Annotated in this window: 11 protein-coding genes; 10 read left to right on the top strand and 1 reads right to left on the bottom strand. The window is 45.9% G+C overall.

All coding sequences use genetic code 11. From position 1 onward, the window contains the following. Nucleotides 1–522: 522 nt before the first annotated feature. Genes FYJ39_RS18655 through FYJ39_RS18645 form a run of 3 tightly spaced genes read left to right on the top strand, consistent with a single transcriptional unit; the run spans nucleotide 523 to nucleotide 2,639 of the window. A complete protein-coding gene (locus FYJ39_RS18655; RefSeq protein ID WP_154473868.1) occupies nucleotides 523–1,005 on the top strand; it encodes a hypothetical protein in 483 nt (160 codons plus the stop codon). Nucleotides 1,006–1,033: 28 nt separating this feature from the next. Continuing rightward, complete coding sequence (locus FYJ39_RS18650; protein ID WP_154473867.1) at nucleotides 1,034–2,506, top strand: ADP-ribosyltransferase; 1,473 nt, start codon at nucleotides 1,034–1,036, stop codon at nucleotides 2,504–2,506. Beyond that, nucleotides 2,490–2,639 (top strand): hypothetical protein, encoded by a 150-nt coding sequence (locus FYJ39_RS18645; protein WP_154473866.1) that lies wholly within the window; start codon nucleotides 2,490–2,492, stop codon nucleotides 2,637–2,639. The genes FYJ39_RS18650 and FYJ39_RS18645 overlap by 17 nt, the downstream gene beginning before the upstream one ends. A 182-nt stretch (nucleotides 2,640–2,821) precedes the next feature. Here FYJ39_RS18645 and FYJ39_RS18640 read toward each other — a convergent pair whose 3' ends face one another. Then, nucleotides 2,822–3,391 (bottom strand): tyrosine-type recombinase/integrase, encoded by a 570-nt coding sequence (locus FYJ39_RS18640; RefSeq protein ID WP_154473865.1) that lies wholly within the window; start codon nucleotides 3,389–3,391, stop codon nucleotides 2,822–2,824. 202 nt (nucleotides 3,392–3,593) lie between these two features. Between FYJ39_RS18640 and FYJ39_RS18635 the strand changes: the two genes are divergently transcribed. From FYJ39_RS18635 to FYJ39_RS18605, 7 genes are all read left to right on the top strand, one after another. Further along, nucleotides 3,594–4,094 (top strand): hypothetical protein, encoded by a 501-nt coding sequence (locus FYJ39_RS18635; protein ID WP_154473864.1) that lies wholly within the window; start codon nucleotides 3,594–3,596, stop codon nucleotides 4,092–4,094. A 4-nt stretch (nucleotides 4,095–4,098) separates the two neighbouring features. Continuing rightward, complete coding sequence (locus FYJ39_RS18630) at nucleotides 4,099–4,410, top strand: TcpK family conjugal transfer DNA-binding protein (protein ID WP_154473863.1); 312 nt, start codon at nucleotides 4,099–4,101, stop codon at nucleotides 4,408–4,410. Nucleotides 4,411–4,709: 299 nt separating this feature from the next. Further along, nucleotides 4,710–5,552: a DNA adenine methylase gene (locus FYJ39_RS18625; RefSeq protein WP_154473862.1), complete on the top strand. Its 843-nt coding sequence runs from the start codon at nucleotides 4,710–4,712 to the stop codon at nucleotides 5,550–5,552. Beyond that, nucleotides 5,501–6,352: a DNA cytosine methyltransferase gene (locus tag FYJ39_RS18620; RefSeq protein ID WP_235919887.1), complete on the top strand. Its 852-nt coding sequence runs from the start codon at nucleotides 5,501–5,503 to the stop codon at nucleotides 6,350–6,352. The genes FYJ39_RS18625 and FYJ39_RS18620 overlap by 52 nt, the downstream gene beginning before the upstream one ends. 23 nt (nucleotides 6,353–6,375) lie before the next feature. After that, nucleotides 6,376–6,825 (top strand): metal-dependent hydrolase, encoded by a 450-nt coding sequence (locus FYJ39_RS18615; protein WP_154473861.1) that lies wholly within the window; start codon nucleotides 6,376–6,378, stop codon nucleotides 6,823–6,825. 510 nt (nucleotides 6,826–7,335) lie between these two features. Further along, on the top strand, nucleotides 7,336–8,184 hold the full coding sequence (locus FYJ39_RS18610; protein ID WP_154473860.1) for a CAP domain-containing protein: 849 nt from the start codon (nucleotides 7,336–7,338) through the stop codon (nucleotides 8,182–8,184). Nucleotides 8,185–8,513: 329 nt separating this feature from the next. After that, nucleotides 8,514–16,380: SpaA isopeptide-forming pilin-related protein (locus tag FYJ39_RS18605; RefSeq protein ID WP_407923862.1), on the top strand; the 7,867-nt coding region annotated here is incomplete at its 3' end.

Raw genomic sequence — 16,380 nt, 5'->3', positions numbered from 1 at the left:
ACTGCCCTTTTGATTGCCCAAAATACTGATTCTAGCCATTTTATAAGCACCGTATTTTTTTATTATTATATTATAAAAATATCAAAATTAATTATGATATAAAATAATAACATATTATAATATTATATTATTATAATAATAAAATATTAAAATAATATAATAATAAAATAATATAAAACTATTGATATAAAATATGATATACTACTAACTACTAACCTACAAAGTCTTGGTAGGAATTTAGAGTAGCGATAACGATGTGAGTTGTTATAACCTTTCCGACACTGCCCTTTTGATTGCCCAAAATACTGATTCTAGCCATTTTATAAGCACCGTATTTTTTTTATTATTATATTATAAAAATTTCAAAATCAATTATGATATAAAAATAATAATATATTATTATAATAAAATAATATAATAATAAAATAATATAAAACTATTGAAATAAAATTTGATAGACTACTATCGTATAAGGTGATATAATGATAGAAAAGGTATTTTTGATAGGAGGCGCACTTTAAAATGGATCGATATGAAGCGGAACAGAAAGCAAAAAAAGAATACGGAAACTGTCGGCTTCACTATAAAGTTGTATCAGAGGGATATGCTGCTGATATGAACGCACAGAACCTTGAAAAGATGAAGGAAGCCCTTGCAGCGGTCGGTATACGGCTTAATGTTGAGGAGGGAGAATTGTCCTTGTCAATTTATCCGGAAGGATACATTCGAACCAAAGACAGAAATGCCGGCAGAAGAAAAAAGTCTGTATGGAATCAAGAAGAATGCAAGAAGGGCAAGTATGAGCTTTACAAGTATTCTGACATTGTTCTTATGATGCAAACCATGAAGGATCAGGAGCTGGCAGATAAGATTGGTATGCCGATAGCTACCTTTTACAGACATAAGAGGGTTTTGAGGGAGAGCGAGTATTACAACTCACTTGATCTAAATAGACTTCGAGACAAAGAGTACCTGGATGGAGTGCCAGGAAATTACAGCTTTTAATTATAAAATGGGGTGAGTGCCAGAAAATATGAAATATGATATATTATTAGGATTTAAGCAACACTTAAAAGAGACAATGAACCCTAATACAGCTAAGACTTACTTCACGGCAGTAAAGAAGGTATTTGGCGATTATAATATATCTTCACTGGGGGATGTCCCAAAGGAGCATATCATTAGGCAGCTGAAAACATTTAAGACGAAAAATGAGCTTAGCGCGGCTAAAAACGGTCTTAAGAAGTTGTATGAATATGATTCCAGCTTAAAATTACCGGATGAGGCAGACTTTAAGAATATAGCCAGGCATAAGCGGAACAAGGTAAAAAGCAAGGGAAAGATGGTTGATTTTGACCAGATGATGAGAAAGACAAATGCTATTCGGGATGAAAAGCTGAAATATGCGTATCGGTTGGCTGCAATATCTGGATTGAGGGTATCTGAGATTGCTGATTTAGAGCCTGGCGATATTAGCTTTTCAGATGGATATATAAAGGTGCATGTTAGAAATGGAAAAGGGGGGAAAGAGGGAAACGTAATTTGCCTTAAAGATGAATATTTGTATGAACGCCTTAAGGAGTATATGCAAGGCATGGAGGCAGACGAAAGGATATTTTATGGTCAAGGTTACATGCGCAAATATGCGTATGAGCATGGAATACAGATGCACGATTTCCGTAGAGCATTTGCGGTCTTAGAGAAGAGGGAATTGCAAAATCAGGGTTATAGCTCAAAAGAAGCGAATGAAGTTGTGCAAGAGCAGCTTAGGCATACGCGATTTGCTAATACGGAGCGCTATCTTTCTGGCAGAAAAATAATTGCTAAAAAATTAAGGAAGGAACAAAAATTAAAACCGAAAGGATCGGCTCCTTTGGTTGCTCCTAACCACAGGCAAGATTTAGAAGCGATGGAGCCACAAGAGCTCTATAATCTGATGAGTGAGTTAGATGCAAGGGATCTTACAGAACCGGAACGGCAAGCATTAAAATTTTATGTAGGGGATGGATTTGAAGAAATAAATTCTGCCTTATACGGCAATCAAGAGGTTCCAGACAGCGTATTAGAATATATTGACATATTAACGGAATGTCTGGAGAGAAAAGAAATACCCAGGAATGAGGTAGTTTATAGGGGGGTGAATAAATTAAGCGTATTATTCGGAGAAGAAGTCAAAAACATGGCTATAGAAGAAATCCGTCAAAAATATGAAGGAACGCTATTTATCAGCGATGGCTTTTCCTCTACGAGCATAGATGCAAGCATTTCTAAAGACTTTACTGGGAACCAGACAGGCATACTGATGAGGATTTCCGTGCCGGCTAAAATGAAGGGGATGTTTTTAGGAGATGTGTGTAAGTACAAAGAATCAGAAATACTCTTTCAGAGAAAAAGTGTGTTTAAAATCAATCATATAGATTCAGATGATAAAAATATAATAGTGGATGCGTCCCTGATATATCAGGTAAAAAAGAAAGGAAACATGTCTCATGGAAGAAAAAAATAAAAACTACAAAACAAATATCAGAGAAAGGGTTACAATAAAAGAAGGGGAATTGCGTATGCTGACCCAAGAAGAATTTGAAAGAATACTGCGAGAAGACGAGCAGGAGGAGTCTATAAAAAATAATGTAATATAAGGTGCTTTTTATTACAAAATATATACCATTTTTACAATGATATGTCAATATGTTTGTCTGATAATTTTTAAAACTGTTTATGTCGAAAAAAGTCGTAAATTCAATGAAAATTCTCTTTTTTTTATAAAAATAATTTCCTGAATGATTGCAGCGTTAGAAAACGACTTCTAAATGTAATATTTTTAAAACTCGATAGTGTTATATAATAGATCTTTATCGGTTTGAGTAATGCCAATATATTTTAAAGTTTGAGTTACGGATGTGTGACCGTATACCTGCATGATAAGGGCTATATTTTTCGTTTTCTTGTAGGCAAAGTACCCCCAGGACTTTCTAAGAGAGTGAGAGTTGAATTTGTCAAAATGTAATGTCTGGCCGGCATCCTGAAAAATACGGTGCGCCTGTGTGGTGCTTATATGGCCGACACTTTTCTTTTGACTTGGAAGCAAATAATCATGATATGTCAGGTTATTTTCTTCTGTGTAGGAAGTGATGATATGTTTCAAGGTGGCATTGATAGCAATGTGCCTTTCTTTTCCGGTCTTTTTCTCTTTTACAATAATATAGCGGCGAAATTTTCCTGATGGGTGAAAAAAATCATTTACCTTCAGCTTTACCACGTCACTTATGCGAAGCGCTGTGTTAAGCTGTATTTTGGCCATTACGTAGTTTCGGCTGCTTTTTCCTCTTAAATATGTAAATAGCGCTTGGATTTGTCTTTTGTCTCTTAACGGTTCTGTTTCAATATTCATACAAATTTTCTCCCCATTAAAAATGTAATATATTTATAAATTTTCTAAAGTTATATTACATTTTAAATGCTATTACTCATTACATTTTTTATATAGTAGCAAAAAAACCCTTATTTTACAAGGAAATATGGGGGTTATAACCTCTCAAAAAATGTAATAAAAAGCACCTTATATTACATTTTAAAAAAAGGGGGTGATCCTAGTGCTTGAAGCGCTTCAATTTCATAGCGCCTGCAATGTAAAACAAAATGATAAAGCCGTTTATTTGAACGAAATAAAGCGGCTTAAAAAAAAGGTAAACACCATTTTGGAAATAAATGAGGAATTAAAGGCCGAAAATAGGAGGCTACAACAGAAAGAAGATCCCCTTTTTATAAGTCAGGCCGAGCCGTTGATAAAAGATATGCTGCATTTTTTGAGAGCTCTAAAACATGCTAATCAGTGGATGGATTCTGTATATAAAACGGAATTAACGAAGGATTTCTTTAGAATTGAGAAGAAAGAGCTGGAACGTATTCTTTTGGGGTTGAATTTAAAAACCCCCCAAAAAGAACTGTTCCAATGCATGAGCAGCTTGGGAGTTATGAAAGATGCGGATGGTAGATTCCTTTTTCATGTTATGGTTCAGAAAAAGCAGTATACAGTATATCTGATCCGAAAATCAGCTATAGACATGATTATAGAAGATGTTGGGGAGGAATAAGGGGATGGAGGGAAAAGGAGCCATTTTGGTAAGAGAATTTCTAAGCATTACCAGCTTTCTTCTCCAGTCTGGAAAGATAAAACAGCAAAAAGGCTTTTTGTTAGTTCCCCGTAAAGCGCTCAACCGGCTGTTTAACAAAAACCAGTACGGAACGGTAAATGAAAAGCTTTTGTATTGGAAACAGCTGCATTGGATATCTACGGATACGGAACGTTTTACGAAACAGGTATTAGTGGGAGGAAAAAGGATTCGATTTGTAATGATTGATATTCAGGTATTTCAGGCATTGGAACTGTTATTTTCCGGTGAGGAATGAAGTGGAGTAATAAAAAATTTTACTCGTTTAAATTTCTCCACCTTCAAACCCAGTAACTGCAAGGGCTGGCGGGTGTTTTGTACCCGGTACGATAATAGGCTAGATATACGTAGTATATCTAGCGGAGTAGTGGATGGAGAAACTTCTTAAGGATTCGTGGAGGCAACAGCGTGAGCTGGGGCCGGTGTGGATGTAGAGAAGGTGAGAGCGTGGAGTATGGAGGTTGGTGAAAATAGAAGGAAGCTATAAAAGAGTGGAATAGTAGGATTGGAAATTAACATTTGAGAAAGGAATGAGCCATGAAATGTGTACTGAAATATCCAGGAGCGAAGAATCGCATTGCTGACTGGATTTGCGAATATATACCACCGCATGAAGTATACCTGGAACCGTACTTCGGTAGCGGGGCAGTGTTTTTTAACAAAGAGCCAGCCAGAATAGAAACAGTAAACGATTTAGACGGAGAGGTGGTTAATTACTTCCGGATTGTAAGGGAGCGTCCGGAAGAATTAGCATCATTATTGGCCCAGACTCCATATAGCCGAGACGAGTACAAGAAAGCATATGACCAACGAGACGGAATTACAGATATTGAACGGGCACGACGGTTTGCCGTCCGGTGCTGGATGGGGTTTGGCTGTTCGAACCGGTACAAAAATGGGTTTCGGAGTAGTCAACAAAGAACAAGTCCATGGACAACAAAAGCATGGAGACAGTTTCCTGAAGTGATTGTGGAGGCAGGAAACCGCATTTTGAATGCACAGATAGAGAACCTGCCGGCGTTGGAACTTTTGAATCGGTACGATACAGAGGATGTGTTTGTTTACGCCGACCCTCCATATTTGCATGGGACCAGAAAGGGATATCTTTACCAACATGAGATGGATGACAAAGAACATATTAAGCTGCTGACTACATTATCTTGTCATCCGGGAAAAGTTCTTATTTCCGGATATGACAATGATTTGTATAACAATATGTTGCTGGGATGGAATAAGGTGCAGCGGAAAACACAGGCCGAAAAGGGTCTGCCCAGAATTGAAACTTTATGGATGAATTACGAGATTGGGCAGACGGAGCTTAATCTACAATGGGATCTGAGGGAATTGACCGTAACGGATGTGAGTGTCAGATGGAGATAGAAAACATTGTTCCTGTACGGAAACTAACCCACTTGTCCTTATTTAGCGGAATAGGTGGCCTGGATTTGGCTGCTGAGTGGGCCGGATTTAAGACGGTGGGGCAGTGCGAGTTTGCGGACTACCCTGCCAAGGTATTGGAAAAGCATTGGCCGGGTGTTCCGAGATGGAGGGATATACATGAGTTACAAGCAGATGAATTTGTTCAGAGGACAGGAATCCGTCCGGGAGAGCTTACCTGTATTTCGGGAGGGTTCCCCTGCCAGCCGCATTCGGCTGCTGGATTGCGTAAGGCGTCTAGTGATAAACGTGAGCTGTGGCCGGAGTATCGGCGTGTCATTGGCGAAATTAAGCCAAGATGGGTTGTGGCTGAGAATGTACGGGGACTTCTTTCAAGTGAGGATGGACGGTTCTTTCGAGGAATACTCAGGGATTTTTCCAACCTGGGGTATGATGTTGGATGGTGTTGTTACAGAGCTGCCGACATCGGAGCGGTTCATTCCAGAGAGAGGGTTGCGATTGTGGCCCACTCCGCTGGCTTCCGATGGAATCGCTTGGGTGAAAGTAAGCAAAACGGATATGCAGGAATCCATTTACAAGTACAAAAAGAATGGGCATTCAAAGAGAATGATCCACTACTTAATGTATCAAGGGTATTCAATAAACCAGTCGGCGGAATATTACGAAATGATGATGGGCTTTCCGAAGGGATGGACAGAATTAAATGTTTGGGAAACGCGGTAGTGCCGCAGCAGTTTTACCCGGTGTTTAAGGCGGTTGCGGAGATTGAACGGGGAATTTAGGAAGGGAAAACAGGGGAAGATAAGTGAACGGAACAGCACACGCAATTATGGGGGCTTGCATTGGCAGCCTGGCTATTCAGTCGATTCAGCCGGATGTTCAAGAAACAGCAATGATTATGTGCGTCTCAGTTGTAGGAGCTTTAGCTCCTGATATAGAAAATGTACATAGTATAATAGGCAGACGGTTTCCAATTACAGCAAGGATTCTTAACTTTTTGTTTGGACATAGAGGCGCGCTTCATACTCCAGCGTTTTTGCTGGTTCTCTGGTGCCTTTTATATAGATTTAGCTGGTTATTTTGTTCTGGCTATGCCGGACATTTACTACAAGACTTATTTACAGCTGGGGGGATTCCATTGTTTTTCCCATTTTCCAGTAAAAAAGTAAGTTTATCGCCATTTAGGACAGGAGGGATTTTTGATTATGTAATAACCTTTCTTCTGATTTCACTTATATATCAGCTAGCAGGTTGACTTGACACTCCGCACATTGAAAATTTCATAGCGTAATGCCAAATACAAATGTAAAATATATTTTTAAATATAGTTCAAAAATCGGTGAACAGATGCTATAATCAAAAGGAGGGGGAGAATTAAGAAGATTTAGGATTGTTCCAGATAAAACGATATGATATACTAAAAAAGGAACAATCGTGTCACTGCAAGGGCGTTGGCCTCCCATATACAAAAGATGGGAGGTGGTGCAGATGGAATTTAGCTTTCAGGACTTAATGACCTTTGGGCTTTTCATTCTGGCATTGCTTACCTTTATATTTCATAATCGTAAGTAACGTTTTTCTATAAAAATCCCAGAAATGGGTATAGAAAAACCACCCTTGTAAACTTGGCCGTTGATAGGGTGGATTTTCTATCTCAATCTAGAGGCCAACCCCTTGTGGGCGGTTGTTCCTTTTATGTTTATATTATAACAATTAAGGGAAAAAAAATCAAGAAGCAAGATTGTATAAAGTAGGAGGGATATATATGATTAAAAGATTAGCAGTGGCAGCAGCGGCAGTAACGATAGCAGCGTCAACCCCTGCCTATGCCGGGCAGTGGGTGCAGGATAGTGTTGGATGGTGGTGGAAGAATGATGATGGAAGCTATCCTAAAAATGAATGGAAATGGCTGGATGGGAATGAAGATGGGGTTTCAGAAAAGTACTACTTTGGCCCAGAGGGTTATATGGCTATTAACACAACAACACCGGACGGACAGATGGTAGATTCTAGCGGAGCCTGGATTAAGGATGGGGTTGTGCAGACACAGACAAAAACTATGGAATGGGGCCTAGATAATGTGGCTTTGGATTTAACGGATGAGGAATATGCAGAGCTGGAAGCATTTATAAATGGGGATTGGAATAAAAGTAATACTACAAATACGGTGGAAAATAATAACGTTGAGGATATAGATCCCTATGAGGTGGCCTATCGTATTATCGAGTTAGTAAATCAGGAAAGAGAAAAGAGGGGTAGAGCACCGCTAGTTGTGAATGATGGATTGATGGAGAGTGCAATGCTTCGGGCAGAAGAAGCGGAAGAATTGGCAGGTTATAGTCATGTATTGCTTTCCACTCATAAGAGGCCAGATGGAAGTAGTTATTTAACAGCGATTTCAATAGATTATTCAGAGGCATCTGAAAATATACATGGTGGAGGGCTGTTTAAAACAGACACGGTAAAAACGTTAAGCATAGAAAGTATAGAGGGGTGGTTAAGTTCTGTAGGGCATAAGCAAAATATGCTTAATGATAAATGGGAAGAAACGGGAGTAGGAGTTTGTATAAGTGACAAAGGATATTCAGTAGTACAAATGTTCATAAAAAACTGAATTATATCAAAGTATTAAGAGCTATTGGCATGATCCAAAGGATCTAAAGCCGGTAGCTCTTTTTATTTGGAGGAACTCAAAGAATGAAATTATTAAAAAGTTTAAAGCAACTATTGGCATTTGTGCTAGTGATAAGCCTATTTATAACGAGTTTGCCGATTACAGGTGGAGCGGCTGATAGCGATTTAGTACAGATGTGCCCTGATCGTCAAGTGTTTCGGGGAAAATATTTCAATGCTTTTGGTAAAACTCATTACAGTATGAATATATATCAAGTTGGAAGAGGAGAATCAAATCCTCCAGCTCTTTGTATTCAGGAAGGAAGAAAATTGCCGGATGATAGTCCGGCAACCTATAAACGTTACGAGGCAAAGCCTGGACAATCTGTTCCTATAATAGGCTCATTTGAACGTTTTCTTGCAATGTCACTCGCTTATGAGTGGCTAATGCTGGAAGGCCCCTTTCTTAGTCCTGAACGTTATGGAGTTGTGCAAGTATATTTCTGGGGATGTATGGCAGGATATGATCATAATTGGCCTATGCAGCAGCAGGCAATGGTTAAGTTGAGTGGAGTTATGAAATCTCCTAATATTATTACATACTATGAAGAAATGAAGGAATATATCCTACAAGGGGAGGAAGGGTATAACGGGACAAGTAATAGTGCCCTTCCCTCCTGGTCTGGCTCTACACAGAAAATGATTTTAAGAGATGGACATTATGAAGTGACATTGGATATCAGCACCTGCCCGCAGCTAAAAGATACAGTGTGGACATTTCCAGATGGAAGCTGGTCTTATCAGCTGTCAACGGATGGAAACAGAATTACATTTACCTATAATGGAGCAGCAGAACCAAGAGGAGAAATTACTTCGGCAGAGCTTCAGGGATTAGAAGGAAAGCATTATGCGTATCTGTTTACACCAGCTGCATCATCGGAGTACCAGGTTCAGTTTGGATGGCTGAAAAATGAACGTTCTACCGCTGTAGTTTCGTTTAAGCCAGTATACGATTATCTTCCAGAAACTAAGCCACCGAAGCTTTACCGCCACAGTGAAACCTTCCACAGTCATTACAACGTAGAGCTGGAAAAGTATGACGCGGAAACCAACCAGCCCCTGGAGGGAACCGTATTCCATGTATGGGAGGACTTTGACGCCGGCCAGGTCAACCGCAATGACTATGAGGAAGGGAGCCCGGACGGGGAGACGGGGCAGGTCTATTTAAACCGTATGTCTCCAAAGCCCCAGGCAAGCCATATCGCGGGGGAGATCACAACGGATCAGGAGGGGCGTGGAGCTTACCGCACAGAACGGCTGTACCATTACAGCAAAACCTACTGTATGGGGCATCCGGCTCCCGATTTTCTGGAAGCCCCTGAACCGGCTTATAACGAGCAGTCCGGGGAGCAGACGAACGCGGATGAAATCCAGGCGGTTGAGGCGGAGAATGAACGCCTGCGCCGCCAGTGGATCGCGGAGCAGGAGCTTTGCGCCGCCACCTGTGATTTCCATATAGGGAATGAGGATGAAAGGAACCAGAGCGAAAGCACGGAAGCCTTGGAAGCTATGCTTCGGGATCGGGATGAAACCTACGAGGCCTTTATCGCGTTGGAGTATGGCTACCAGCTGGAGGAAAAAACGGCCAGAACCGGCTATGTTGTCCATGGTGGCCATAAGCAAGACGCGGACATAGAATCTGTGTTAGTGGCAGCGGCACAAGCCGGAGGGACGGCCAGGGCTGCAAATCCGATTGTAAGGGAGGGCGGAAGGTTATCATATGCGGCAGTTTTCGCGGAGCCGTTGAGGGCGGCGGCCAGGGCGGCCTATACCTACGCGCTTCCCAATGGGGAGAATATGGAGCTGGAGGAACGAAGAAGCGTAGTGGCGGTGACGGAGGATACCGGGCGCACCCTGCGCAGGAGGCGGAGCCTTCCGAACGCCACGGAAAGTGAAGCCGGGGAAGCGACCCCCTCCGCCGCTACTTCCAGAAGGGCGGTTTTTAAAAAGGTTTCTTCCAGTGCAACCCCTTCCAACGCGACCCCTTCCAATGGCTCGCCCAAAGGGAGCCGGATAGAGGATTTGGCTCAGGAGCAGCCCATAGAGGATTATATTTCCTATGAGTATTCAGTCAGGAGCGTGGGGAACGCGTCCCTGGAGCCGGAGCTTGAGCCCATTACAATTATGCCGGGAACCCCGGAACCGGAGGCGGGGGAGGAACCGGCTGACGCCGCGGGCAAGCCCCGATCCCGCCGGCCCCGTTCCGCTGACGAGGGGGACGGGGATCACATTGCCATTTCCCTTCCTGATTTTATGGACGATTCCGAGGATCCCATATCCACGGACGATTATGGGGACGCCGGCCGGATCCTTTACACGTTTAAGGTGTGGAACCACCGGACAGAGGGGAGGATCCACATCAATAAGAGGGATTTGGAGCTTTACCAGGAGGATCCGGATCAAAGCTACGGATTAACCCAGGGGGACGCGACGCTGGAAGGGGCGGTATACGGCCTGTTCGCGGCCCAGGATATCCAGCACCCGGACGGGAAAACCGGCGTGGTTTACCGCAAGGACGATTTGGCAGCCATTGCCGCCACGGATAAACGGGGGGACGCATCCTTTTTAACCTTTACCGAAGCGCCGGGAACCCGGCTTAACCCCGATGGAACCATAAAAGCTCCGCAAGGGGACGCCTCCCCGGCCAGCCTTTACCAAGGGGGAACCATAGAATCAGCCCCTCTGGGCTTTGGAACCATTGCTTACCCGGATTTGGCAGGTGAGAATGGGAGCCCATGGATTGGCCGCCCCCTTTTGATGGGAAGCTACTACATAATGGAAATCAGCCGTTCCGAGGGCTATGAGCTGTCGGTGAAGGGGATCAACCTGGCCGGAAGCAACCGGACGGAAGGGGACGGTGCCTTTACCATGCCGGGAGCCGGATGGGCCCAGGCAGTGGGAGGGCTTTCCGATTACAACAACATGAACGCGGACGGCTCCTGGAATGATTTTATGGTGGAACGCTTTGGCACGGAGCAGGGCTATGATGTGACGGTGACGGGCTATCCCAGGGGGACAAGGTTTTACCGGGTGGAGCTTACAACGAAAAAGCGGACCGTCCGGGAGGTGACGGGAAGCAGCTTAAAGCCCAAAACGGATGAGAAGGGCCAGCCTGTCTACCAGAAGGCAAAGGGCGGGGAATATAAAAAGGACGCCCAGGGGAATCCCATTGTGTCGGCAGGCGCAGGGACGGTGCCTTATGGGGAAACCCTCCCATACCGGTTCCGGGCAGCCGGATCCCCTGGGGGGACCGCTGTTCCGGAGGATATGAGCAAATGGGGGGAAGCGATTGCCCCGGATTACCTGAAAGCCCAGGCAAACGGTATGTTAAAGCAGCTGGGCTACCGGGAAATATCCCCTTCGTCCCCATGGAAGGAGGTAAGGCTGACAAAGGCCGTCAACGGGGAAGCGGCCCAGGAAATCCTGGACTGGCTGACTGAGAACCCATTCTTTGACTGTGCCGTTGTGGAGGCCGTTTACCCCAAAGACGGGGGCTACGCAGCCCGGATACGGTATGACTATTCGGCGGCGCAGGCAGACTATCCGGCAGTGTACGATCCGGCCAGCGGGGCCTTGTACGTGAGGAAAACCGCAAGTGTAACGAATGGGCCATCGGATGAGGCGGGCTATTGGATCCGCTATGAGAAGGGCGGATACCGGCTGGACGCCAGAACCGCGGCCATCAAAGAAAAGAAAGAGATTGACGGCCCGATCCCATTCCCACAGGCCATAGAGCCATTGATTCAAACCGTATGCCAGCCGGTGTTTGAAACCTACGCGCCAGGGGAAATCCTGTTAGACAACCAGGGAAAGCCGATCCCGGAACTGGAGCGCGTCTATACATACGCACAGCGGGAGGAAGAAGCAGAGGAAGAACGGCTGGTTCCCGTTACGGCGTCCTATGATGAGGAAAAGGGGCTGTATACCTTCCATGAGGACGATGACACGGACTGGACAGCGGCCACACAGCCGAAACAAAGGACATACCGGGCCGTGACCCAGGAGAAAGCCATAACCCATGATGGGCAGGAAATGCCCTATAACCAGTACCTGACAGAGGTCCAAGGGGCCGGAGTGAGCGCTTACGCAGCCCTTCCGAAGCGAGACGCGGGAAGCTACATCAAGGAGGCAGTCCTTTTGTACCCGGGGCAAAGGGAGGCGTCACAGGACGGGGGGACAAAGGAGCGGCCGATTACGGTGCTGCAGCGGGCCATCAAGCAGTCAATCAAGATCACAAAGGACATATCCCAGGCGTCCTATGATGGGGTGAACACCTATGGAGCCCTGCATAACGATCCGGCAACGGCTTTGTTAAAGCTGTTTACCGGAGGGAGACAGACCCAGGGGACGAAGCTGTTAAACCAGTTTAAGTTTAAGCTGTATCTGAAAGCCAACCTTGAAAACATCTGCGTGGACGATACGGGGGCCATCGTTTCCCCGCGGGCGGATGAAAAAGGGGATTTTGGGGAAGCCAGGCCCATTTACCTTCCCTCCGGACAGGAAGGGGCGAGGCGGCTGCTGGAGACAAAGCCGGATGGGACTTATGATTACGAAAAGTTCTTCGCGGCCATGTACGCGGCGGCTGCCCCGGCCAACAACGCGGACCAGACTGGGGAGGATCCGGCAGTCCGCCAGTTCGCCCTGGATTATTATGATATTAAGGCGTACAAGGAAGAGCTGTTAAGGGCCGATCCGGATCTGGATCCGGATCTTGCCTATGAAAAAGCGGTTGAGAGAGCCGCAGGGGAGGCAGCCGGTTATTTAAGGCCCTTTAAAGGCCTGGACGAGCTGCTGGCGATCCGATGGGATCGGGATGCGGACGGCGGGGCGGACAAAGACGCCGCAACCCTGCAATGCAACACCCGGCAGGGACAGGATGATTATTTCAACCACTCGATCCCGCTCCCTTATGGAACCTATGTGATCGTGGAGCAGCTCCCGGGGAACAACACAAAGGAGCTGGCGAACCGCCATTACCGCTCCGATTATCCCAAAGAGATCACCCTCCCCTTTGTGCCGGAGATCCATACCGATGGAAATACCGGGGCGGAAGAGGTTCATGACGGGATGGGAAGCGCCTATTTCCGGTATGACAGCACGGATACGCCGGATGAGTTAATGCGTAAGTATAACATACGCTTCAATGAGGAAACCCATGTCATCAAGGCGCGCAATGAGGATGGGGATTTCGAGGTGTACAAATTCGGCCTGGCAAAAAGGGAGCGTCCGGGCCGGAGCCTGACCACAGCCCAGCCCTATAAGGAAGCCTACATGGATGGGGCAAACGAAGGGGTGGAGGGGTATTACCCAGGCTACGCCTCCCAGAGTGAAGAAGGGGGGAGCCGGGACGGCGTGATGTATGAAAGCTATGAGACGGACAGCGGCCAGATCGAGGTAAGGGACAACGTCCCCGTCATGGCAGGCGTACGGACAGCCGTTGAAGGGAAATTTGCCCCTATGCTGGTGCCGTGGAGCGTCCGGGAGCCGGAAGGGAGCCTTACCCCCAAGGGGGCGGGAGCGGACTTTAATTTCCGCGCCTTCGCCCAGGAGGATTTTGAAAACAAGTATTACAGTTCGAAGCTTAGGATTGAAAAGCTGGATGCGGAAACAGGGGAAACCATCCTTCAGGATGGGGCAATCTTCAAGATATACGCAGCCAAACGGGATGTACAGAAGAACGGGGCCGGAAGCGCGGCCGGAAGCGGGTCCGTCCTGTTTGGGGAAGCGGTGGACGAAGCCGGCAATCCGGTGGTGGACGCCAATGGAACCCCTGTGCTGTATCCGAGGGTGGGCCCGGACAACGCAAGCCGATCCGACCTTCCGATCCGGCTGGATAAGGAAGGGATCCCCTTATATGACGAAAGCCAGCGGATCATCCAGGAGGACGGGGAAGGGAACGAGACGGGCATATTCAAAGCCTATTCCACCATCCGGGAGGTGGTTGTAAACGGTCAGGTAAAGCAGGAGACGGTGGGCTACATTGAAACCTATAAGCCTCTGGGAGCCGGGGCCTACGTCCTGGTAGAGGTGAAAGCCCCAGAAGGGTATACAAAGAGCCGGCCTGTGGCCTTTGAGGTCTATTCCGATGCTGTTACCTACTATGAGGACAAGAGAGAAACAGACGGGACTACAGCCGGATGGAAGCCAGTAACAGCGGCCAAATATCAGTACGCAGTCCCTGTAAACGGAGAGACGAATAAGTTCCGAACAGAGACGGTCAGCCAGATAAAGGTGCAGGATTACCCTTCCCGGATCGAGATCCATAAAGTAGAGGACGGGGATTCCATGGTGGGCAACCGCAACGGTCTTAAGAAGGTGGATACCCAGGGAGAGATTGAGTTAAGCGGCGGCTTTGATGGAACTATCATTGTGAATGATACGGGAGATTTACTGACCTATAAGGTACACGGACGGAAAGAAAAGCTGGAGGCACGGGGAGATGTGAGAGAAATTACCTACAACCCGGAGACGAAGGACTGGCACGGCTATGTGACAAAGAGTTTTGACGAATACTCTGAACGGATTGTGGAAGGGACAGAAAAAGCATTAAAAGCTATGCCAAATGTAAAACTTCTCTACGAGTGGGACGGAACCTTTACCGGCAAGGGGATTGATTTTACCGTATCAGTGTCCGATGCCCGGCTGTCTCTGTATAAAGCCATTGAGATTGAAAAGACAGGGGAGAACCAGTACAAAGGGGTTACAGCCTATTGGGAGAATGGAAAGATAACAAGAATCACTGACACTCATACAGGAACCCATAAGGAAATCGTAAAAACTGGTAAGGATTCCGGTCCGGGAGGGTTGGATGTATGGGATATCCAGGAGACGGACAATGCCCCTGTAAACCTGTTCTTCTATGATCTGGAGACGGTGAACACCCAGAAGGATCCAGACACCGGCGAACTGTTTGTGCTGGATGAGCGTGGAAACAAGCTCTGTTACGCGGATTCTAAAACCGGCATGGCTTATGTATATGACGATTACAAGCGTATGCTGGCTTACACTGTGGATGGGGCAGGAAATAAGGAACTGGCGCGCTCGATCCGAGTGTTAGAGGATGGAACGGCAGCTACCATCTACGAGAACAAAACAACCGTTGACGATGAAAACGGCCTGCCAATTTACTATACCGGAGGAAACGTGATCCCAAAAGAGGAATCATGGATTACGGACAGCAGTACGGATTCTTATGGAAAACCGGAAACCTCCGGAGGTGTCCACGCCATCACAAGGCTGCCTATTGGGGCCTATATCCTTCAGGAAGAAACGGTTCCTTATGACCGGGGTTATATACAGGCTAAGTATCTGGGACTGGTATTGAAGGATACAGAGGAGGTTCAGAAATATTTCCTTCAAAATGAGTTTACCAAGACTGAAATCGCAAAGGTAGATGTGAGAACCCAGAAGGAGATTGAGGGAGCAACGCTGACGCTCTATAAAGCAAAACTGGATGGAAAGGGGCTCCCCCTTGCCGATGATAAAGGAGCATACCTTAAGGGGGATGTTTATACATCCTGGATCAGTGGCTATCAATACGATGATAACGGAAACTTAAAGCTGGATGGTGATGGAACGGCCATTCCCACTGCAAAACCCCATTGGATTGACCATATACCAGTTGGTTATTATGTGCTGGAGGAAACTAAGGTTCCCTTTGAAAAGGGATATGTATCCTCCCCGGCGGTCAATGTGGAGGTAAAGGAAACCGGAGACGTGCAAAGCTTTACCATGGAGGATGATTTTACCTCTCTTGATATATGGAAGTATGACGCGAAAACCAAGGAAACCCTTTATAGTGACAGTGAGGCTTACTTAACGCTGTATCACGCCAAACTGGATCAAACCGGCTCCCCGGCGCTGGTGGACGGAGTCCCCCAATATGATGAATCAGGGAAAATATTCTCCTTCCGCGCCGCAACCTATAAGGACGGCCAGGATGTAGCGGCAACTGGACGGATGGAAACGGATGCCGGAGGGGACACCCCCATCATGAAGTATGATTATGACATTAAGGACATTCCGAACACGTACCAGGGCAGGTATTACTATACGGAGAAGGGAACCACCCGTTTGGAATATTTACCAGTAGGAAGCTATGTGCTGGTGGAAACAAAAACCCCGAAGGGCTATGCAA

It is taken from the genome of Clostridium porci (genome assembly GCF_009696375.1).
GTDB lineage: Bacteria > Bacillota > Clostridia > Lachnospirales > Lachnospiraceae > Enterocloster > Enterocloster porci.
Note: the sequence above shows the minus strand (reverse complement) of the source record. Positions and strands in the feature narration are given on the sequence as shown.

Coding starts and splice junctions, on each gene's coding strand:
- FYJ39_RS18655 (WP_154473868.1), top strand. CDS start 523: ATGGATCGATATGAAGCGGAACAGAAAGCAAAAAAAGAATACGGAAAC.
- FYJ39_RS18650 (WP_154473867.1), top strand. CDS start 1,034: ATGAAATATGATATATTATTAGGATTTAAGCAACACTTAAAAGAGACA.
- FYJ39_RS18645 (WP_154473866.1), top strand. CDS start 2,490: ATGGAAGAAAAAAATAAAAACTACAAAACAAATATCAGAGAAAGGGTT.
- FYJ39_RS18640 (WP_154473865.1), bottom strand. CDS start 3,391: ATGAATATTGAAACAGAACCGTTAAGAGACAAAAGACAAATCCAAGCG.
- FYJ39_RS18630 (WP_154473863.1), top strand. CDS start 4,099: ATGGAGGGAAAAGGAGCCATTTTGGTAAGAGAATTTCTAAGCATTACC.
- FYJ39_RS18625 (WP_154473862.1), top strand. CDS start 4,710: ATGAAATGTGTACTGAAATATCCAGGAGCGAAGAATCGCATTGCTGAC.
- FYJ39_RS18620 (WP_235919887.1), top strand. CDS start 5,501: ATGGGATCTGAGGGAATTGACCGTAACGGATGTGAGTGTCAGATGGAG.
- FYJ39_RS18610 (WP_154473860.1), top strand. CDS start 7,336: ATGATTAAAAGATTAGCAGTGGCAGCAGCGGCAGTAACGATAGCAGCG.